The sequence below is a fragment of the Xanthomonas cissicola genome (assembly GCF_008801575.1).
Lineage (GTDB): Bacteria > Pseudomonadota > Gammaproteobacteria > Xanthomonadales > Xanthomonadaceae > Xanthomonas > Xanthomonas cissicola.
Map to the genome: position 1 here is coordinate 1 of NZ_VZPL01000077.1, position 18,983 is coordinate 18,983.

An 18,983-nucleotide genomic window follows, 5' to 3' on the forward strand; every position below is an offset into this window, starting at 1 on the left:
GCTGCGCTGGATCGCCTTTTTGCGTGCCTGGTTGCAGGTGGTGCGGGAGCGTTCCTCAACGTGCTCAAGCACTATGCGGCTCGCAAACATGGCAATGGAGGTTTGACAGGGGTTTTTCAGGGACGACTACTGATACTCGAACGACAGCCCCGGCTGGAACGTGCTGACCAGGCTGCCGGCGTCGATAAACACCAGCAGCCGGTCGGCATCGCGCGCCAGATCCGGCAACGCCGCGACCAGATGCGCGCGCAGGCTGGCGGGCTTGATCACGGCGCCGGCTCCGGTGCGTGCAGGTCGATCCAGTCCTGCAGCGCGGTCAGCTGCGCGGCGGTGGCGTGGCAGCTGGTGTAGTTGTCGGCGACGGTGCTGGCGATGCCAGAGAGCGTAATGCCGGCGGCCGGCGCATCAGGATCTCCGGTGGACGGCCCGGCAGGGTGGCCCGTGGCGGCGGCGTCGTGCAGCCGCATAAAGCCAACAGGGATAGCGCAAGCAGCATCGGCTTTCTGGGTGACATAGATCGGGATCTCACGGGTGATGGTGGCACCAGCCTCGCGCACGATCTGCACGCGGTCGACGTACTGCGTCACGACGGTGGTGGAGCCTTTGGCGCTGTCGCGTTCCGCCTCGGCCTGGCGCTTGGCCTGCAGCGCGGCATCGCGGTCTTTCTGCGCGGCGCTGACGCGCTGCTCCTGCCACACGCAGCCACCGACAAGCAGTGCAACCAGCGCCAGCAGGATGATCAGGCGCGTGACCATCAGTTGACGCCCAGGATCTGCAGGGCGCGCTGCGTGCGCGTGACGCGATCGCTGTGGCCTTCCGGCAAGCGCTTGGCGCGTACGTTGCCCAGGTTGATCTTGCGGCCCAGGCCGAGCACATCGCCCGCATCGGCCAGCACGTTGACGTTGTCTTGCCAATACGCTGCGGCGCCCAGGGCGCTCGGCTCGATCTGCAGCAGCAGATCTGGCTGCTCTTCCACCGGCAGGCCAATCAGCACACCGATGCGGCGGTAGTTGCCCCGGAAGGTGTGCTGCATCGGGCCACGCCCGCGATAGCGGTGTCCGTCGCCGCTGGCGGCGTTGCCGTTGCCCAGGCGGTCGGCGTAGACGAAGTTGGCTAGGCCGACCGGATTGCGCAGGAACTTGGGTGCTTGCGCGGGCGTGATGCGTGTACCGAACACTTCCAGCAGCCGTGCGCTGGTGGTGTAGGTCAGCCCTTCTTCCATGCGCGACAGGCTCAGGCTTTCGTGGCCGACCTGGCCGAGCCAGTGCGCGGCGCGACGCTTGGTGGTGATGCCAAAGCGATTGGCGGCGGCAAGCAGTGGCCCATGCCAGCGCTGTGCGCGTTGCGCCGAGCACTGCATGATTGAGGCGAGCTGGGTATCGGTGAACATCAATCGACCTTCAAGATGCGCGCCACATTGCCCCGAGCGCGGTAGGTGAGCACCGCCAGCACGATCAACGTGCCCAGGTGCCAGAGACTGACTTGCGAGCTGGCGCCGGCCAGCAGGATGTGCAGCGCCTGACCGCCGGTGCTGGCGATCAGCAACCACGCGCACCAGCCCGCGCCGCGTCGATGGCGCGCATCGACCGGGCGGTGGTAGGTAAGCAGGCGGACGCAGATGGCGAGCGAGGCCATCAACGTCAGGACGGTGACCAGGCTATGCACTGGGCGGACCTCCACGACGTAGGAAGGAAAAGTCGAAGGACTTGCTCTTTTCGATCAGGCCCAGCGTGACGGTGATCGCGCACGCCGCACTCGCAAAAGCGGCCACGCCGCTGGACTTGATCGGCAACCAGCGCAGCAGCTCCGGCGCCAGCTGGTAGCCGGCAATCACGCTTACCGGGAAATAGATCAATCGTGCCAACAGCGGTTGCTTGGCGGCGGACACGACGAACAGCGCGCCGCCCGCGAAGGCGCCGATCAGCGCATCGCCGTCGATGCCAGGCAGCACGGAGGCAAGGCCCACACCGGTGGCGATCAAAAAGCCGCTCGATACGGAGGTGGGTTCGGTCATCAGGTCAGTCCCATAGCTGCACAAGCGGCGTCATCGCCGCCGTGGTGGTGGTTACCTCGGGCAACTCCACCGGCGTGCCGTGCGGAAGCACGGCGCCCAGTTCGGCCAGGCCGGGATTGAGGAGATAGGTGCGCTCGACCAGGCCGGCCGTGCTGCCCAGGTGGCGCCAGCACAGCAGGTCGACGGTGTCGCCTTGCATGGCGTGCACGCGCATCAGATGAGCTCCACCGTGCTGCGCGGCAGGTTCTGCAGATCGCGCACGGCCCAGCGCTGGTCGCGGCGTAGCTCGGTGATGCTCGGTGACAAGTCGTCGGCGCGCTGGTTGGCGCTGTCGGTCGCATCGAAGCTGCGGTAGCGCTCTGCTACCTCGACGGCGGTGGCACACGCGACGGCGCGCAGGTAGAGCTGCACGCGGCGCGAGATGCCATCGACGGTGGTGCTGGGCACATCAGCCAGCGCCGCGTAGCCGGCGGCCTGCTGCGCCTGCGCCCAAGCATCCAGCTCATCGTTGACGGCCAGCATGGCGGCCACAATGGCGTGGCGCAGGCGCGCATCGGTGACGGTGCCATCCAGGCGCATGCTTGCCCGCACACTCGCCGGTGCGATCGCCGGCCAGAACGGTGCATTGGCAATCGCATCAGGCGTGGCGCTGGTCGTGCCGGTGGCAGTGAATCCGCTCATGGATGGCTCGGAAGAGATCGCCGGTGGTCGGGGCGTCACCGCAGCGATGGAGTGCTGTGGATCAGCCCCGAGCCGGCGAGGGTTGCGGGGACGCTCGGTTATGCGCTGGTGCCCGCAGGCTCAACGCTGAACTTCTTCAAGAGACGCTCGGCGCGCTCCAGATCCTTCTTGCCGCCGCAGCTGCCGTGCAAGGCGATGGCGCGCTGCAGATCGGCGACAGCGGCAGCCGCGATGGGCTGCGCTTGGTCGGCCGGCGTCTCATCGGTGATGCCGGTCAGCGATGCGCGGGCCAGTGCCAGGTGCAGCTTGGCGCGCACCTCGTCGGGCATGTCCTGCTCGGCCGTCAGCGCCGCGGTGTCGGCCAACACAGCTGCATCGAAGGGCTGGCCGGTCTTCTGCGCCGACAACGCCGCCTCGGCCACTTCCTCGGCCAGCACACAGCCCACCGTGCGCGAGAAGCGGTCGGGCATCTGCAGGTTGTGCTTGAGCACATAAGCGCCCAGCTCCAGCGCGCCGGCATAGTCGCCGGCATCGATGCGCCACACCATGCACGTGGTGACGATCTCATCCTGCGCACCCTGGCCACCGGCCAGCACGCCGGTCAGGTATGGCACATAGCCAGGCAGCAGCTGCACCTTGAGCGCGGCCTTGCCTTGGTCGGACTGGATCTGCTTCAGGCGCAGGCGGTCGCTCTGCAGCTGCGCCATGTGTTGCTCGTAGGCGGTGGCACCGGCCATGAGCTGGTGCGGAGCGCGCTGCGCCGCTTCCAGCTCGGCCAGCACGCGGCTGTGGTGACGCTTGGCGGGACTGTCGGCCATGGCTTAGGCCTCGATCTCGATGTGCTCGACGACGCAGCCCAGGCCGTAGTCCTCGACCACGTAGGCATCGTTGGAGGACTCGTAGTTCTCGATGCGATCGCGGGCGGGCACTTCCTGGATGTAACGACGACGGCCGCCGGTCTGGTAGTAGATCGACAGGTTCGCCAACGAGGTGACCATCAAGGCGCCGTCCGGCAGGTACGGCACCTCGGCCACCTGCAGGCCACCGACGCGGCGCTGGCTCAAGATCAGGTCGGTGGCGATCTTCTCGCTGGCCGGCTGGTCCTTGTTGACCATCGGGAAATACTTGTCGTGCATCAGGTCGCGGCCTAGTACCACGACCAGGCTCGGATCCTTGCGATGCCACGGGTCCAGCAGATTGCTCACGACGTCGTACACCAGTGCGTCGAGGTTGCCGTAGTCGGCGCCGGCACCGCCGATAATGACCTTGCCGGCTGTCTTGCCGCTGGCAAGCACGCGCTGGGCAGCGTTGGTGCGGTATTGCTGCAGCCAGCCGATGTTGACGTCTTCCAGCAGCGGAAAGGCGGCGCGGTCGGTGTCGGCAGCGGCGTGCGTGCCGTTGAAGCCGATCTGCAGACGGTCCAGCGCCTGGCGCTTGACGATGGCATCGCGCAGGCGCGCCTGGAAGTCCGGGAACTTGGCCCAGGTATCGAGCAGCGCATACGGGATCGCGGTGTCGAAGTCGGTCTTCTTTGCCAGGTACTCGTTCTTGTCGAGCGCGGCCACGTTGCGCGGGGTGCGGGTCTTGCCGGCGCCGGTATCGGTGCGGCTGGCGATGCTGCCGGTGACGCCGATGCCCACCTTCTGCCCGGACAATTCGTCCACGGGGATGATGTTGACCTTGGACAGGAACTCGCTCGATTCCTGCATGCGCGTTTCCAGCTTCTGCTGCACGGTCGGATCGACAGCGAAGGAATGGAAGGCGGAGGCAATGCCATTGAGCTTGGCGATCTGATCGGCGAACTGGTTGAACTGCAGGCGGGTGGCGTTTTGCATGGTGGCTCCGAAGGGGTGGCGCTGCGGCGTTTGTGTGGTGTGGGATCAGCAGTCGGTCAGTACGGCCGCGCCGCCGCCGGTGACCACCGGGCGTGCGGGCTGTGCCGGATCGGGCTGCTGTGAGAGCGAGGCGCGCAGCTGCGCCAGGTCGTTTGCCAGCTGTTCGTACTTGGTCTTCTGCTCGTTGTGTTCGGCCTGCAGGCGATTGAAGCGTTCGTCCTGGCCGCGCACGTGCTCGGCGATCTCTTCGACGCCTTCGCCAAGCTCTGCGAACTGCTCAGCGGTGATGCCGGTGGCGTCTTCGCTTTTGAGCGCAGTGCGGATCCGGCTCAACAAACTGGCGACCGGACCTTCGCTGACCTCGCTAAATTCCAGCGCGGTCTCTTCGGCAACGGTGAACAGGTTGCCCGGCGATTGCTTGCGATCGGTGAGCGGATTGGCGTCCGGGTGTTGGCTGGCGAAGGTCAGCATTGAAGTGCCCAGGCTCGCCGGTGAATCGGTCACGGCCAGGCCGACCAGATACGCCTTGCCGGTGTTGGCGAACTTCTCCTGCACCTCGATGCTGGTGTAGAGCTTCTGCTTGGACTTGTTGATGGTGATCAGATCGGCGGTCGGCTCGATCTGGGCGAACAGCGCCAGGCGCTTGCTGCCGTCGATCTCCACCTCTTCGGCCTTGACGGCGGTGACATCGCCATACGCGCGGAACGGCGAATCCGGCAACAGGCTGCGCATGTGCTCAATCCAGATGCGGGCATTGTAGGTCTCGCGGTTGTAGGTCGCGGCCATGTCGTCAATCCAGCTGCGCTGAATCGTGCGGCCATCGGTGGTGGCGCCTTCGACGGCCACGCGGAACCAGTTGGAACGGAACTTTTTGGTCTTGCCCGACATGGGTGCCCTCTGCGCTAGATGCGTTTGCGATGACCCATGGTCAAATGCGACGCATAGCGCAGCAACGAAAACACCATGTAAACAAGGTGGTTACGCGTTGCTCAACTGTCGGGAATAAGAGGTGTGCCGCACCCTGGTCGGCATGCAAAGCGTTGCCACCCAGCTCCCGATGGACACCCGCAGACAGGCCAAGTTCCTGTACTGGATGGGATGGCGCGTGACCGAAATTGCGCAGGCCATCGGCGAGAACGAGAAGACTGTACACAGCTGGAAGTCGCGTGACGAGTGGGATTGCGCAGACAACGTTGAGCGCATCGGTGGTGCACTGGAAGCGCGCCTGGTCGTGCTGATCATGAAGCCGGAAAAATCCGGCGGTGACTTCAAGGAAATTGATCTGCTGCATCGGCAGTTGGAGCGCCAGGCGCGCATCCAGCGCTACCAAGGTGGCGGCAACGAGGCCGACCTGAATCCAGCCGTTGCCAACCGCAACGCCGCGCCGAAGAAGAAGCCCAAGCGCAACGACTTCACCGAGGAACAGATCGAGCAGCTGACCACGGCGTTCGTCGACGGCTGCTTCGATTACCAGCGTGACTGGTACCGGGCCGGCAACGAGCGTACCCGCATCATCCTCAAGTCGCGTCAGATCGGTGCGACGTTTTACTTCGCCCGAGAGGCGCTGATCGATGCGCTCACCACCGGGCGCAATCAGATCTTCCTCAGCGCCTCCAAGGCGCAGGCGCATCTGTTCCGCGGCTACATGCAGCAGTTCGTGCGCGAGACGATCGACGAGACGCTCTCCGGCGGCGACAGCATCGTGTTCCCCAACGGCGCCGAGCTGTTCTTCCCGGGCACCAATGCGCGCACGGCGCAGGGCTACCACGGCAATTTTTACTTCGACGAGTTCTTCTGGACCTACGGGTTCAACGAATTGAACAAGGTCGCCAGCGGCATGGCGATGCACAAGAAGTGGCGCAAGACCTACTTCAGCACGCCGTCGAGCATGGCCCACGAGGCCTATACGTTCTGGACCGGCGAGCGCCGCAACAAGGGTAAGCCGGCTGCCCAACGGATCCAGATCGATGTCTCGCATGATGCGCTGGCCGGCGGGCGCCGCTGCCAGGACCGCGCCTGGCGGCAGATCGTCAACATCCTTGACGCCCAGCGCCGTGGCTGCGACCTGTTCGACATCGACGAGCTGCGCGAGGAATACAGCCCGGACGCGTTCGCCAACCTGTTGATGTGCGAGTTCGTCGACGACGGCGCCAGCATCTTCCCGCTGGCGATGCTGCAGCCGTGCATGGTCGACAGCTGGGTGGAGTGGGGCGAAGACTACAAACCATTTGCTCTGCGTCCCTTTGGCGATCGCGCGGTGTGGATCGGCTACGACCCGGCTGACACCGGCGACACTGCCGGCCTTGTGGTGCTGGCTCCACCGTCCATCCCCGGCGGCAAGTTCCGCATCCTCGAACGGCATCAGTTCCGTGGCATGGACTTCGCGGCACAGGCCAAATTTATTCATGGCGTCACGCAACGGTACTGGGTGACCTACATCGGCATCGACACCACCGGCATGGGCAGCGGCGTGGCGCAGCTGGTGAAGCAGTTCTTCCCGAATCTGGTCACCTTCAGCTACTCGCCCGAGGTCAAAACGCGCCTGGTGCTCAAGGCGTTCGATGTGATCCACAACGGCCGGCTGGAGTTCGACGCCGGCTGGACCGACGTGGCGCAATCGTTGATGGCCATCCGCAAGACGATGACGGCCAGCGGCCGGCAATCCACCTTCACCGCTGGCCGCTCGGAAGAGACCGGTCACGCGGACCTGGCGTGGGCGCTGTTCCACGCGCTGCAGAACGAACCGCTGGAAGGGCGCACCGCGCGCAACTCCGGCTTCATGGAGATCTCTTGATGTTGACCGACCAGCTGCCCGCCACCGCGCCTGCAGCGCCCGCCGTGCCTACACGCGCCGAGGCGTTTACCTTTGGCGACCCCACACCGGTGCTCGATGGGCGCGGTGTGCTGGACTATCTGGAGTGCTGGCAGAACGGGCGCTGGTATGAGCCGCCGGTAGGCCTGGATGGCCTGTCCAAGACCACGCGCAGCAATCCGTTTCTGCAGTCGGGGCTGATTTTCAAGCGCAACATGCTGGCGCGCACCTTCAAGCCGCACCGGCTGCTGACGCGCGAGGCCTTCGAGCAGCTGTCGCTGGACTGGATCACGCTGGGCAATGGCTACCTTGAGCGGCGCCGCAACCGCATGGGCGGTGCGCTGTCGCTGGCAGCGCCGTTGTCCAAGTACGTGCGGCGAGGGATCACCGAGGGCGAGTACTTCCAGGTGCGCACCTGGCACGACGAGCATGTGTTCGAGCCGGGTAGCGTGTTCCAGCTGCGCGAGGCCGATGTCGATCAGGAGCTCTACGGCCTGCCCGAGTGGATGCCGGCGATGCAGTCCGCGCTGCTCAACGAGTCGGCCACATTATTCCGACGCAAGTACTACAACAACGGTTCGCATGCCGGTTTCATCCTGTACCTGACGGACCCGCAGCAAAGCCAGGAAGACGTCGATGCGCTGCGCAACGCCATGAAGGGCGCCAAGGGGCCGGGCAACTTCCGCAACCTGTTCCTGTACTCGCCAGGCGGCAACAAGGATGGCCTGAAGCTCATCCCGGTCAGCGAAGTGGCGGCCAAGGACGAGTTCAGTGGCATCAAGGGCATCACCCGCGACGACATGCTGGCCGCGCTGCGCATCCCGCCGCAGCTCATGGGCATCGTGCCGCAGAACGCTGGCGGTTTCGGGTCGATCCGCGAGGCAGCTGCCGTCTGGGCCGCCAACGAGCTGGAACCGCTGCAGGCGCGCATGTTGAAGATCAACGACTGGGTGGGCGATGAGGTGATCGCCTTCACCCCCTACGCGCCACCAGCGGCCGCGTAATCCTTTCCCAACGCAAGACCACGCAATGCTCAAGAACCTCCGTTGTGGCGAATGCGCCCGCCTGCTATGCAAGGCCGGCGCCTTCGATGAAATTCAGATCAAGTGTCCGCGCTGCGGCACGCTCAATCACTTGAAGGCCGAGAGCCTCACCTCCGATCGCCGCGAGCGAATCCAAGAAGGCTCTCACCATGAAAAATCAGCTCCTGCAGGGCGACGCCCTGACCATCCTGCCCACGCTCGAAGCGAATTCGTTCGACGCGCTGATCACTGACCCGCCCTATGCGAGTGGCGGCCTGACTGCCGCTGCCCGTGCCCGGCCGCCCTCGACCAAGTATTGCCGCGACGGCGGGCACGCTGACTTCGTTGGTGACGAGCGCGACCAACGCTCGCACCTGAAATGGATGCACCTGTGGTTGTCCGAGTGCGCACGCGTGCTGAAGGATGGCGCACCGGTGCTGCTGTTCACCGACTGGCGGCAGCTACCGCTGACCACCGACGCGCTGCAGATCGCCGGCTTCACCTGGCGAGGAATCACCGTCTGGGACAAGACCGAGGGCGTGCGGCCGCAACTGGGCCGCTTCCGCAATCAGGCCGAGTACATCGTGTGGGGCAGCAAGGGCAACATGCCGCTGGATCGCCGCGCGCCGGTGCTGCCAGGTGTTATCCGCGAGTCCGTACGCAAGGCTGACAAGCACCATCTGACCGGCAAGCCCACCGAATTGATGCGGCAGCTGGTGCGGATCTGCGAGTCAGGTGGGCGCGTGCTCGATCCGTTTGCTGGCAGCGGAACCACGTTGGTGGCTGCGCAGCTGGAAGGATTCGAGGCAGTCGGGATTGAGATGACGGATCAGTACACCACCGTTACACGTGACCGGCTGACAGCGCTGTAATCAGACGACCGGGCCGCCCCTGGCGGCTCGGTTTTCATTGCGCGGGGGATGGGCGCAAGGCAATCACGCGATACTGGCCGCCATTGCCATAGCGTGGCCCTTTCTTGTCAATCTCGGCGCATAGCCTGTCTTTGCCACAGACAACGAGATTGGCACGAGCAACGCGATCCAAAAAGGTAATTTCTGCCCGGAGTTGGGCGGCTTCAGCGACAGCCGCTTTTGTGCTGTAGAGCGCGTAGCCGGCGACGACGACGCTGATGACACCCGCCACCAGCAAGGCAATCGATGCGATCCACATGCGCCGCGTTGTCGTTGTTTCCAGGGAGTGCTGTGCGTGTGCGTAACGCTGGGTCGCCTGCTGGACCGTCTGCTCCGCAGTTGCCATCTTCTTGTTGAATCGCTCGGCCGCCGGTTCCAGCGTCTGCGTCAGCGCCTGATTGCTCAATCGCGTCAGCCGGGGAAGTGCGCTTTCCACGACGCGATTGACGCGCTGATCGGCACTGTTGACGGCGCTCTGCAGAAGCTGCAGCTGCTCCCGGACCAGATCGTCCAATGCGTGCTCGCGCCGCTGCAGCGTCCCGATCATCGCCGCCAGGGCCTGGATCGATTCTTTTAGCGTGCGTTCCGACCCGTTGACATCGGGCAGCGCGGAGGTGTTCTGCATGTCCATAGTGTTCTCTCGATGATTCAACTTGCTGCACGTGTTCCGGCTATCCACCACCGCCGCCGCCTCCACCGCCGCCGCCTCCACCGCCGCCGCCGCCATCTCCGCCACCACCACCGTCACCCTGCGGACCTTGCATCGCCGGTCCGTTGGCGAACTGCGGCAGTGTCATCACCATCACCGGGCCACGGCTGGTCTGCACCTCTGTTGAGACGTCCATGTTCAGTGCCTGGCGTGTACTCGCCTGCTCCTGGGCTTCCTGCATCGCCTGGGCATCAAGAAATTCATGCCCTTGTTTGGCAAGGGCCTGGCTGTAGGGACTGTTGGCGACCCGTTTCAAGGCCTGTTCGATCGCCAATTCGTTCTTGCAGTCGATGGCGTACAGCAACTCGTCCACATCCGGATCGCCGGTGATGTTTTTGCGCTGGGGCTGCGGCCGATCTTCTTGCTCGCCAGCGGCAAGAGACTGTGGCGCGGTGTCTGCCGGCAGGGCGCGTGGTGGTCTCAGTCCAGAGGGGCCATCCGGATCGTACCCATCACGCAGTTCCAACTCGGTAAACGGCCGCTCACCACGCTCCACGCGCGCCTGCCGCGCGTCTGCGACGCGGTTTTCTGTTTCGAGATCCTGTTCGAGTTGGATGCGCAGCTCACGCATGGAGCGCTCTATTTCTTCCCAGGAGTTCGGATCGACGGGCACAGCGGCAGGACGGTCGTGCTCATCTGCCAAGGACGCGGAAAGCGGCTCGCGCGCATCGGCCGCGCCCTCGGGGGCGTCGACGGAGCGGCCAGCGGTCGGCATATCCAGCGATGGCCCTGTCGCTCGCGCGAGGTATGCGGACACTGGCAACGCTGCAGGAGTATCTGGTGCTTCCAGTGCTTGAGCCTGTGGCGTGCGCGCCTGTTGCTCGTCGCGCTGTTCTGCGGAGACCGGCGTGGCGAGCGATGGCGCGGAAGGCGCGGTCGCCGCCTGGGCCAGGTACGCGTCCACCGGCTGCTCGGGCTGCTGCGCCGGTGCATCTTGCTGCGCACCCGAGGCCGGCGCCGTCATTGGCTGTTGGCCGCTGTGCAGGTTCGCAACCTGCTGCTGATTTGCCGGTGCTGTCTGCTGCTGCTGGACTTCCTGCGTGCGCTCTTCTTGCGCTTGTTGGCTTTGCGTCCGCTGCTGCGCTACGTCGGATGCCTGTGCTTGCGCAGGCTCTGCCAACTGCTCCTGGGGCCGTTGGGCGATGTCATTCGGGGTAGACCGCTGCTCGGGCTGGTGCGCCGATGTGTCTTGCGCCTGGAGCGACGACGGCTCGCGCGAGACGGCTTCCTGTGCCGGCTCCTGCTCGTGTTGTGGAGCCGCTTGGGCGTGCCCCGGCTGTTGCTCGGCATGTTGCACCGTCTGCGCCAGCAGGCGTTTCTGCTGGCTCTGCTGGGCGTCCTGTGCCTGCTGCTGAACGTGTTCGCGTTGCTGCGCGTCCTGTACCTGGCGTTCTTGCTGCTCCAGCTGTTGCGACTCTTGCCAGCGAAGCTCCTGCAATGCATGCGCCTGCAGCGCCTGAGCATCCTGCGCTCGGTCTTCGTGCGCGGCTTGCTCCTGCAGCGTGTACGCACGTGCCTGCGCCAGCTGCTGTTCTTGCGCTTGCTGGTCCTCCTGCTGCCGTTCCTGACGCTCCTGCGCGGCGCTGGCCGCATGGCCCCGTGCCTGCACGTCGAGGGCATGCTGGTTGGAGGGGGCGGAAGACGAGGTGTCCGCATCTGCGGATCCGTCCGATGAGCGAGGCGCAGCGGCCAGCTGCTGTGTGGGGGCGGCCGGTTGCTGCCGCGCCTGCACATCCCGCAGTGCCTGGCGGATGTCCTCGCTGCTGGTGACCGCTGCAATGCGCTCTACACCATCGGGGCCGCGCTGCAGATGCGCAATCGGGCTATCGGCGCCGAAGGTGCCACCAGGGCCGCGTTGCAACTGCATCGCGCCATCGCCCGCGAGTCCCTCTGCCTCGCGGGTGCGTTGCGTCGCCAGTTCGATCGCTTCACGCCATTGCGGCTGCAACTCGGTGCCGACAATGCGATAGCGGTAGAGCGTCTGCTCGCCTTGTACGTCCTGCGGCGATTGCTGGATGGCGGCAATGGCCTGCGCCTGCTCGGCCAGTGCCGGTTGCAGCATCGCGCGCGTGGTCTCAAGTTCCAGCACGCGGTTGCCATCGGGTGGGGCGCCGTTGCTGGTCCAATGGCCTTCGATATCGCGGTAGTAGCGCTGGCCGTTCGAGGCGGTCAAGGCATCTGGATCGGGCAGCGCCTGCTGCACCGCTGGCGACATCGGCAGGCCATCGGCCGCCCAGCCGTTGCGGTGATGCGCCAGTTCGTAGCGCGCGGCGATGGCGCCGGGGCTGTTGGCGATGTTGCGGGCGATGACCTCCTGCGCTTGCGCGTCCAGCTCGGCTGCGCGTTGCGGCGAGGCGGTGTCCTGCACGTAGCTGCCGCGATCGTTGGCGCCACTGATGTCGGTCTTGACCAGCCGATGCCACTGACCGTCCGCTGCATCGCGTCGCCAGTCGGCGCTGCTCAGGCTGGGGCGGTCAGTGGCATTGGCCGGCTGGCGATACGGGTCAACGGGCGCGGGCGCGTCCTTGAGGGCGAGCGCTGCAGCGGCGTTGGTGGCCTGGTAATTCAGTTCGCGCGCCTTTTGGTAGCTGGCGACGATAGGCGTTGCGGTGGGATTGTCCACCCCGTCGTTGGTGGTGTCGGCCTTGCCCTCGCGTGCCCACGCGGTGCCGTTGAACGACCACTGCATGCCATTGCGATCGGTCTGGGTATAGATGGCGCGGTTGTCGAACAGATCGGCGGCCTTCTCGCCGGCCTTGGTCATGAAGTACGCATCGGCGGCGATCAGCACCATCGGCCCGGCGCCCGAGCTGCCCAACGCGTAGGCAGCGGCAGTACCACCGGCCCAGCCACCGACGTTGCGGCCGGCGAAGTGCGCAAGCTCCGATTGCGCGGCCAGCGGATTGTCTTGGCCGAGTAAGTGTGTGGCGCGCTGGCCGGTCATCACCGTGTCGGCGGCGGTGGCGAGTAGGCCGGCAGTGCGTAGGGCTTGGCCTGTGGAAAGATCGCCGGCAAGTAGCTCGGCGGTGGTGAAGCCGCGTTGCGAGACTGGTGTGTACGGCGCATGCGGTGTAGCGGCTGTGCCTTGGCGAATGCTGCGCGCTGCACCGCCGATGGTTGTCGGTGTGTCATCCAAGACCTGCTGGACCAAGGCCGCGTTGGACTCGGATAGCCTTATTCGGCCGGCATCCTCGGCATGCGCGATGGCCATGCGCAATTCTTCGCGGCCGGCGATCTCGCGGATGAAGGCATCGCGTTCATTCGGGACCGCGACCAGATTCTTGCCCGTCGTGCGTGCGTCATCGATCACCCTGACGATCCGCTGCTCGGAGTGGGTGATCGCGGCCCACTCGGCTTCGACATTGCTCATCGAACGCAGCGTTTTCAACTGGTCGGCATGGGCTGCGCGGTATTGCTCGTACTCGGAAATAGTGCGGTGGTTTTGTGCGTTCGTCTCGGCCTTGGTCAAGTGATCCGGGGTGGTTGCGAACATATCGCGATTGATCAGCGCGACTTTGAGGGTGTCCTGCAGGTCGTGTACTTGGGCGGCGACGCGCTTCAGTGCAGCAGCGTCATCGCCCATGGCGGCTTCGCCATCTGGGGAATCAATCAGATCGTCAAGATAGCCGACTATTGCTTTTGTGTAGGAGCTGCGCGTGCGTCCTCTATGTGGGGAGGCTTCGATTTCGTCGGCCAGCTTGCCCTCTACCGGAAGATATAGGCGATTGGTCGATACATCCTTGTCGATCAAGTCATGTTCAAGCAATTTCTTGAGCAAGTCATGATCTCGAAAGACAATGTTTTCAATGACATGATGACTCTCAAGGATGACGTTACTGGCCGGCATCTGCTTTCACTCCATCAAGCGCTCAAAGATTCATCGCTCAGCAACCGAAAGCGTCTATCAGCCAGACGCCGCGCGTCCTGGGCGATTTCCCAAATCCCTGCGCAATCAAGGTGTCGCGTAAGAATCGATCACAAAAGGCATCTGATGTATAAGGTGTCCTGAAGATATGCGCGGCGCCGATCACGTCTTTCCTGAATGCAAAGTCGGCGCCGCCAGCAACACTGTAGTGCTTGCCATTACGGTATCCGGTCAACACTTTGACCCTGGATGCCTCCTCGTCGATGGCGTCGATAATCCGCACTACCTCGCAAAGATAGTGCAGTGCCCCAGGCGTACCGTCTTCCAGTCGGAAGTCGCATAGTGCGAAGGCAAACCCCTCTGGGTCCGCCGCCTCAAGAACCTGCTTCAGCGGCTCGGAGACCAGCCAGTACCGCTTGAATCCACTGTGCATGTCATTGGGCATATCGCCGATACGGCTGTCGTAGCGCAGGCGCGGAACCTCCTTCAATGCGGCAAGCCCCGCGTCCTCCCCTGGCCGGCTGTAGGCAATTGGGAACGGCACTGCATCTTCATTCTCGAATTCCACGCCATGCCCGCGACCGCCGCCACGCATGTCGGACCTGAGGATGTAGAACGCACCCTTCTGAGGTGCGTTCTGGAGTGTTGCGCGGGCTTCTTTTGCTTCGTTCATAGGTGCTTTCTCTCAACAATCCAGCATGCGTCGAACAGGTGCCCACAAGTGAGTCGCCTCGCTGCCTCTCCATCAGATACCCACCTCCGCGCCTGACCGCCCGTAACGGAGGCGGGGCCGGCGGCGGATGTTTGGCATGTCGTAGCCCCTGTTGGAACCGGATGCAGCCCCCTATGTTGCCCGTCTTCAGCGGCCGACGCAGTAGGAAAACCCCGACGCCCACGGACAGCGCTGGCCCTGGCGCGCGCAATCGTCGCCCCGCCACGCCTGCGGTCTTCGTGCGTGGTTTTCGCTGCACCCCCGCAGGGTGGACCTAGGCCGCGCTGCTGTTACCGATCCCTGCGATTCAAGGGGGCCTCTCCTCCCTGCAAATCCCTGCGTGCTTGGGGGCTTTGCGTGGCGGCGCGTCTGCGTTCCGTTGCTAGGCCCCCCGGCACATTTCGGCACATGACCATCGGAATCAGGTAATCGGTAATCCGTGGCCTGAAAAATGAACTAAGCGACTGATCTTATTGGGAATAATGAGGTTACCTTTTTGGGGTGATTTAAGGTAATCAGGCTCCCATAGAAAAGTTATGTGATTGAAATTTAAGGCTATTTTTTGGGAGACGGATTACCTCCCCAAAAGGTAATCTCATTACCTCCCAATTACCCTTTAATTACCTTTGATATTTGCATGTAAGTATTTGATAAATAGATATAAATTAGCCTTTCCGGTGGCGTATTACCTAAATTACCTACCTCCGATGGTCATCCCAAAAATTGCATATTGGGGGCCTTGAGCGGGACTCCAGCCACCGCACTTGCGTCTACGCTTGAGCACACGCACATCGACCGCCCATCTCTCTTGGATGGCCAGGCCTGCGCGCTGCCGTAGAAATTGGAGCCAGTCCGAGCCGCCTGAGTCAGGCCTGCCGGCGCGCGATCAGCACGTGGCGCGCGGAGGATCTGCCAGTGAGGTAGTGAAGCGTCCCGACAAGAGCTCTTGCCGCGAGGCCCATGATGGAGAGTTCTGGCACCCGCTTGCACCGAGGCCGGCCGTACCCCGCCCGAAGCGTCAGTTGATAGCGTCCAAGGCGCTCATCAGCTTCTCGTCGCCGATGCGAGCCGGAGTGAATAGATCGCCCTGCAGGTCTTCAGGCTTGGCTAGATCCATCAGGCACACGCCGGCCTTCTTGTAGGCGGAGCCTTCTCGCATGAAGCCCTGGAACAGCCGGCGTACAGTCGTGAGCACGATGCGGCTGTCAGAAGTGGCGGAGGCGAGTGGGGCGGTGCGTGATGGGTTGTGCTGCGGTACGCCCGGCTTGAACGAATCCGTTTCGGCAAAGATGCCAATCGCGCTCGACGTCAATCCGCGAGCGCGCAGCTTCTCGGTGGCACGCATGGCGAAAGTGGCCAGCGCCTCTGACATATCTTGCGGGTCGCTTACCCATGTCCCGAACGATCGGCTGACCATGATTTGCTGCCGGTCTGGCTCGACCTCCTCAAGCTCGAGGCAGGCGTGACCCTGCAGCTCGCGCTGCGTGCGCGCCATGACCACTCCGAACTCCGCGAGCAGGTCGTCTGCAGCCGCATCCCGCAGATCCGCTGCCGTATACACACCGCGTGCCTGCAGCCTGGCGCTCCAGCGCCTACCAATGCCCCAGAGGTCGCCAACTGACGTGGCCCGCAGCACGGCATCGAGTTCACTGACGCTGAGCGCGGCCAAGTCACAGACGCCGGCTAGGCCGGCTGGGTAGCTGCCCGGCTTGCGCGCCGCATCTTTGGCGACCCGGTTGGCCAGCTTGGCCAGGGTCTTCGTCGGCGCTATGCCGATGCTGTTCGGAATGCATGTCCATTGATGGACGCGCTCGCGTAGGTCGACCGCGAGCTGCCAGCGATCGCGGATCCCGCCCAGGTCAAGGAAGGACTCGTCAATGGAGTACACCTCGACACGCGGCGCGGCTTGGCGAAGGATCACGCCGATGCGCGAGGCGATGTCGCCGTACAGACCGAAGTTTGCGGAGCGCAGCATGAGCCGCCGGCGGATCTGCGGGGGCACCTTGTGGATCGGCTGGCCCATCGTGACCCCCAGCGCCTTGGCTTCGTCCGATCGAGCAATGGCGCAGCCATCGTTGTTGCTCAGCACGACCAGCGGCCTGCCGCGCAGCTCGGGCTGGAACACCCGTTCGTAGCTGGCGTAGAAGTTGTTGCCGTCGATCAGGGCGAACATCAGCGGCCGGCGCGTGCGTGGGTCCGGGTCACCTGGCGGACGACGCCGACCACGGCAAACACCTCAACCTCCGTGCCTGGCGCCAGGATGATCGGCGCGCAATGGGGGTTGCGGCTGTGCAGCTCGATGTGGTCGGAAGCGACCTGCAGGATCTTGCAGACTGGCTGATTGCCGTCCCATATGGCCAGCACCATGTCGCCACTGATCGGTCGCGCCGAGCGATCGACGACCAAGATGTCGCCGTCGCAAACACCGGCAAGAAGCATGCTCCAGCCCTCAGCGCGGTAGAGAAACGTGGCCGGCGGATTGCGGATCAGCACCTGGTTCAGATCGATCTCGTCGTCCTGGAAATCCTCGGCAGGCGAGGGGAAGCCGAGCTGGATCCGAAGCGCGCTGAGCGGCAGCCGCAAAGGCGCAGGATCGTCGCAGGCCGGCCCAAGCAGGCGGGCATAGGTATGGGGTGGCGGGAGGGACAACATGACGCGAACTCTCGCGGGACGAAGTCTCAAAGGTCGAGACGGCCTGCCAAATTAGCAAAATTACTAAGAAATAACTCCCCTGACCGAGTTAAGTTCGGTGCTAGCCATCGGGCTTTCGCCTGGAGCATGCTCCAGCCGGCCGCCTTATGCATGCGGTAGTCTGACAAAAAAGTGACCGGGGGAACTATGATCGAAAATTGGATAGCTGCACAGGCAACGCTGCATGCCGCGTGGATAGGCGCGGGAGCAACCACTGCTGTTGGAGTAATCACAGTTGTGGCAGCACTTTGCGGAATTAGCCTCCAACTGAAGAACGATCGGCTCCAAAGAGCAAAAGACCGGCGACATCAATCGGCGAAGGACACCATTCTTGCTGCAGTTGTTGGCATGACTGAGATATCACAGGCATCGGCGATGCTAGCTGATCCGCGTACTCAACCAGCAGAAGCGTTTCGAGATTTCACTGCGGCGCTAGCAAAAATCAACGCAGCAGGCGCAGTAGCAAGTCTGGAGGCGGTGAGAGCGGGAAAAAGCTATTTGGCAGTTGTTGGGCCGATCTTTTTCGCCGTTCAAGCTAAGAGAATGCTCTTGGAATCGTCTGGCGCCCCCCATGAAGAATGGACCAAGCTGGCTTTCGCGGTGCTTGATCTCCACAGAGAACATGTTCTACCGCCACTTCACGAGGCAATTGCAATGGCTCGGGTTGATCTGGAGATTGCAGATGATGACGTGGAAGGATTTTTTGAAGCCTTAATGCCCGACTTGCGCGCTGGCCAAACCAATCTGGCCATGGCGTGGGACCGGCTAGGCCTCACGGCCTCAGTTGCTGTTCCCGACTTGGCCGGTCGATAGCAGATCGATCCAGCGGCGGATGAACGATCTGCATGCAGACCTCGGCAGGATCCAAGCTAACCATGTGGACAGCCACATTAGGTGGCGCCACCTTAAGGACCGCCTCCTTCATCGCCTTGTCTACTCGGTTGCCCAGCAGAATTCGTTTCAGTTGGCCAGGAAGTTGTACGTAACAAGAGTCGGAGATGAATCGCCACTCATGTTCATACAGCCAGTGATCTGTTTTGAAGCTAAGAACTTCTTCGGCCGTCGTAGCTTTTAGGTCTCGGCTCTCGACCTTATAAAGATTTTCGAGATAATAGACCCGGCGAAGAAGAGGATGGTTTTCATCTACTTCGAACTCAAAAGCAAGCCCTCTTGAACTGTCGCCATAGAGAGCCCACATACTCACGTCAGACCAGGCGGCCGTGAGGCTGCACACTTTTTTGCCACCAATTAAGTCATCCAAGCTCGGATACGCGATCCGTCCATGTGAACCGAAGTTTGATCCGAATTGTAAGTTGAAGTCTCCCTGTCTACGCTTTACATAGGTGCGAAACTGACCTTCAAAGGGATCATTCAAAGAAGCGTAATCGGAGCAGTAGAGCCGTTCGTGAATTGCAATGTCGAGGGCATAGAGCGCGTCGCTCGCACCTTTGAACTTATACAGCAGCATGCAATTCACCTCGATATCAGACAACTAGGCGCTGGGAGCTTCTTTGGGGAAATGGGCATCGCGTTCAAAGTGATCCAAGAGACATCAGCTGGAGTCACTTGTGATTACTGGTCTTCCTTAACGCGATTGGCGTACCTGATACGCCCAGGATTTCTTAGACATCTCAAGGCCATGGAAAATGGCTGATTCGGAGGTGTCCATGAGCAGTAAGCGGTATACGGATGAGTTCAAGATCGAGGCGGTCCGGCAAGTGACCGATCGTG

Annotated in this window: 19 protein-coding genes and 2 pseudogenes; 5 read left to right on the top strand and 16 right to left on the bottom strand. The window is 63.1% G+C overall.

The genetic code is table 11. The features are described from left to right. Window positions 1-129: 129 nt before the first annotated feature. From F7R02_RS21185 to F7R02_RS21230, 10 genes and pseudogenes are all read right to left on the bottom strand, one after another. Window positions 130-270, bottom strand: a pseudogene (locus F7R02_RS21185) (phage tail protein); the annotation flags it as partial. Further along, complete coding sequence (locus F7R02_RS21190) at window positions 267-755, bottom strand: hypothetical protein (RefSeq protein WP_078589942.1); 489 nt, start codon at window positions 753-755, stop codon at window positions 267-269. The gene F7R02_RS21190 and the pseudogene F7R02_RS21185, both read right to left, overlap by 4 nt. Beyond that, window positions 755-1,390, bottom strand: a complete 636-nt coding sequence (locus tag F7R02_RS21195) for a glycoside hydrolase family 19 protein (RefSeq protein ID WP_167521081.1) — start codon at window positions 1,388-1,390, stop codon at window positions 755-757. Before F7R02_RS21195 ends, F7R02_RS21190 begins: the two co-directional genes overlap by 1 nt. Continuing rightward, entirely contained in the window at window positions 1,390-1,665 is a 276-nt protein-coding gene (locus tag F7R02_RS21200; RefSeq protein ID WP_078589944.1) for a phage holin family protein, read from the bottom strand. Before F7R02_RS21200 ends, F7R02_RS21195 begins: the two co-directional genes overlap by 1 nt. Beyond that, window positions 1,658-2,014, bottom strand: coding sequence for a phage holin family protein (locus F7R02_RS21205; RefSeq protein ID WP_005917737.1), 357 nt, complete (start codon window positions 2,012-2,014; stop codon window positions 1,658-1,660). The genes F7R02_RS21200 and F7R02_RS21205 overlap by 8 nt, the downstream gene beginning before the upstream one ends. Before the next feature lie 4 nt (window positions 2,015-2,018). After that, window positions 2,019-2,228 carry a tail protein X gene (locus F7R02_RS21210; RefSeq protein ID WP_005917735.1) on the bottom strand — a complete coding sequence of 70 codons (210 nt, stop codon included), beginning with the start codon at window positions 2,226-2,228 and terminating at the stop codon, window positions 2,019-2,021. Beyond that, complete coding sequence (locus F7R02_RS21215; RefSeq protein WP_078589945.1) at window positions 2,228-2,695, bottom strand: head completion/stabilization protein; 468 nt, start codon at window positions 2,693-2,695, stop codon at window positions 2,228-2,230. Before F7R02_RS21215 ends, F7R02_RS21210 begins: the two co-directional genes overlap by 1 nt. 98 nt (window positions 2,696-2,793) lie before the next feature. Next, a complete protein-coding gene (gene gpM / locus F7R02_RS21220; protein WP_078589946.1) occupies window positions 2,794-3,513 on the bottom strand; it encodes a phage terminase small subunit in 720 nt (239 codons plus the stop codon). A gap of 3 nt (window positions 3,514-3,516) precedes the next feature. Then, complete coding sequence (locus F7R02_RS21225) at window positions 3,517-4,530, bottom strand: phage major capsid protein, P2 family (RefSeq protein WP_078589947.1); 1,014 nt, start codon at window positions 4,528-4,530, stop codon at window positions 3,517-3,519. Between the two features lie 45 nt (window positions 4,531-4,575). After that, window positions 4,576-5,418, bottom strand: a complete 843-nt coding sequence (locus F7R02_RS21230) for a GPO family capsid scaffolding protein (RefSeq protein WP_078589948.1) — start codon at window positions 5,416-5,418, stop codon at window positions 4,576-4,578. A 142-nt stretch (window positions 5,419-5,560) separates the two neighbouring features. On the opposite strand from F7R02_RS21230, the gene F7R02_RS21235 reads away from it, so the two are divergent. From F7R02_RS21235 to F7R02_RS21250, 4 genes are read left to right on the top strand one after another with little or no spacing between them, the layout of a single operon-like run. Next, complete coding sequence (locus tag F7R02_RS21235; RefSeq protein ID WP_078589952.1) at window positions 5,561-7,324, top strand: terminase ATPase subunit family protein; 1,764 nt, start codon at window positions 5,561-5,563, stop codon at window positions 7,322-7,324. Next, window positions 7,324-8,346: a phage portal protein gene (locus F7R02_RS21240; RefSeq protein ID WP_078589949.1), complete on the top strand. Its 1,023-nt coding sequence runs from the start codon at window positions 7,324-7,326 to the stop codon at window positions 8,344-8,346. The genes F7R02_RS21235 and F7R02_RS21240 overlap by 1 nt, the downstream gene beginning before the upstream one ends. 25 nt (window positions 8,347-8,371) lie before the next feature. Then, window positions 8,372-8,617 (top strand): Com family DNA-binding transcriptional regulator, encoded by a 246-nt coding sequence (locus F7R02_RS21245; RefSeq protein ID WP_078586676.1) that lies wholly within the window; start codon window positions 8,372-8,374, stop codon window positions 8,615-8,617. Beyond that, window positions 8,535-9,236, top strand: a complete 702-nt coding sequence (locus F7R02_RS21250) for a DNA-methyltransferase (RefSeq protein ID WP_078589950.1) — start codon at window positions 8,535-8,537, stop codon at window positions 9,234-9,236. The genes F7R02_RS21245 and F7R02_RS21250 overlap by 83 nt, the downstream gene beginning before the upstream one ends. 34 nt (window positions 9,237-9,270) lie before the next feature. Here F7R02_RS21250 and F7R02_RS21255 read toward each other — a convergent pair whose 3' ends face one another. From F7R02_RS21255 to F7R02_RS21280, 5 genes and pseudogenes are all read right to left on the bottom strand, one after another. Continuing rightward, on the bottom strand, window positions 9,271-10,002 hold the full coding sequence (locus tag F7R02_RS21255) for a hypothetical protein (RefSeq protein ID WP_167521082.1): 732 nt from the start codon (window positions 10,000-10,002) through the stop codon (window positions 9,271-9,273). Continuing rightward, window positions 9,947-13,546 carry a hypothetical protein gene (locus F7R02_RS21260; protein WP_208789128.1) on the bottom strand — a complete coding sequence of 1,200 codons (3,600 nt, stop codon included), beginning with the start codon at window positions 13,544-13,546 and terminating at the stop codon, window positions 9,947-9,949. The genes F7R02_RS21255 and F7R02_RS21260 overlap by 56 nt, the downstream gene beginning before the upstream one ends. 322 nt (window positions 13,547-13,868) lie before the next feature. Next, window positions 13,869-14,522, bottom strand: coding sequence for an imm11 family protein (locus tag F7R02_RS21270; RefSeq protein ID WP_078591441.1), 654 nt, complete (start codon window positions 14,520-14,522; stop codon window positions 13,869-13,871). A gap of 925 nt (window positions 14,523-15,447) precedes the next feature. After that, window positions 15,448-16,734 (bottom strand): annotated as a pseudogene (locus F7R02_RS21275) (Y-family DNA polymerase). Next, a complete protein-coding gene (locus F7R02_RS21280) occupies window positions 16,734-17,144 on the bottom strand; it encodes a LexA family protein (RefSeq protein WP_425478589.1) in 411 nt (136 codons plus the stop codon). The pseudogene F7R02_RS21275 and the gene F7R02_RS21280 overlap by 1 nt, the downstream one beginning before the upstream one ends. A 255-nt stretch (window positions 17,145-17,399) precedes the next feature. On the opposite strand from F7R02_RS21280, the gene F7R02_RS21285 reads away from it, so the two are divergent. Then, window positions 17,400-18,065 carry a hypothetical protein gene (locus tag F7R02_RS21285; RefSeq protein ID WP_139371125.1) on the top strand — a complete coding sequence of 222 codons (666 nt, stop codon included), beginning with the start codon at window positions 17,400-17,402 and terminating at the stop codon, window positions 18,063-18,065. Here the strand turns inward: F7R02_RS21285 and F7R02_RS21290 are convergent. Further along, window positions 18,025-18,720 (bottom strand): DUF2971 domain-containing protein, encoded by a 696-nt coding sequence (locus F7R02_RS21290; protein ID WP_139371126.1) that lies wholly within the window; start codon window positions 18,718-18,720, stop codon window positions 18,025-18,027. The genes F7R02_RS21285 and F7R02_RS21290 overlap by 41 nt on opposite strands. Between the last annotated feature and the right edge of the window lie 263 nt (window positions 18,721-18,983).

Excerpts from the sequence above, each read along its gene's own strand:
- F7R02_RS21190 (WP_078589942.1), bottom strand. The coding sequence starts at position 755 with ATGGTCACGCGCCTGATCATCCTGCTGGCGCTGGTTGCACTGCTTGTC.
- F7R02_RS21195 (WP_167521081.1), bottom strand. The coding sequence starts at position 1,390 with ATGTTCACCGATACCCAGCTCGCCTCAATCATGCAGTGCTCGGCGCAA.
- F7R02_RS21205 (WP_005917737.1), bottom strand. The coding sequence starts at position 2,014 with ATGACCGAACCCACCTCCGTATCGAGCGGCTTTTTGATCGCCACCGGT.
- F7R02_RS21210 (WP_005917735.1), bottom strand. The coding sequence starts at position 2,228 with ATGCGCGTGCACGCCATGCAAGGCGACACCGTCGACCTGCTGTGCTGG.
- F7R02_RS21215 (WP_078589945.1), bottom strand. The coding sequence starts at position 2,695 with ATGAGCGGATTCACTGCCACCGGCACGACCAGCGCCACGCCTGATGCG.
- gpM (WP_078589946.1), bottom strand. The coding sequence starts at position 3,513 with ATGGCCGACAGTCCCGCCAAGCGTCACCACAGCCGCGTGCTGGCCGAG.
- F7R02_RS21225 (WP_078589947.1), bottom strand. The coding sequence starts at position 4,530 with ATGCAAAACGCCACCCGCCTGCAGTTCAACCAGTTCGCCGATCAGATC.
- F7R02_RS21230 (WP_078589948.1), bottom strand. The coding sequence starts at position 5,418 with ATGTCGGGCAAGACCAAAAAGTTCCGTTCCAACTGGTTCCGCGTGGCC.
- F7R02_RS21235 (WP_078589952.1), top strand. The coding sequence starts at position 5,561 with ATGCAAAGCGTTGCCACCCAGCTCCCGATGGACACCCGCAGACAGGCC.
- F7R02_RS21240 (WP_078589949.1), top strand. The coding sequence starts at position 7,324 with ATGTTGACCGACCAGCTGCCCGCCACCGCGCCTGCAGCGCCCGCCGTG.
- F7R02_RS21245 (WP_078586676.1), top strand. The coding sequence starts at position 8,372 with ATGCTCAAGAACCTCCGTTGTGGCGAATGCGCCCGCCTGCTATGCAAG.
- F7R02_RS21250 (WP_078589950.1), top strand. The coding sequence starts at position 8,535 with ATGAAAAATCAGCTCCTGCAGGGCGACGCCCTGACCATCCTGCCCACG.
- F7R02_RS21255 (WP_167521082.1), bottom strand. The coding sequence starts at position 10,002 with ATGGCGGCGGCGGCGGTGGAGGCGGCGGCGGTGGAGGCGGCGGCGGTG.
- F7R02_RS21270 (WP_078591441.1), bottom strand. The coding sequence starts at position 14,522 with ATGAACGAAGCAAAAGAAGCCCGCGCAACACTCCAGAACGCACCTCAG.
- F7R02_RS21285 (WP_139371125.1), top strand. The coding sequence starts at position 17,400 with ATGATCGAAAATTGGATAGCTGCACAGGCAACGCTGCATGCCGCGTGG.
- F7R02_RS21290 (WP_139371126.1), bottom strand. The coding sequence starts at position 18,720 with ATGCTGCTGTATAAGTTCAAAGGTGCGAGCGACGCGCTCTATGCCCTC.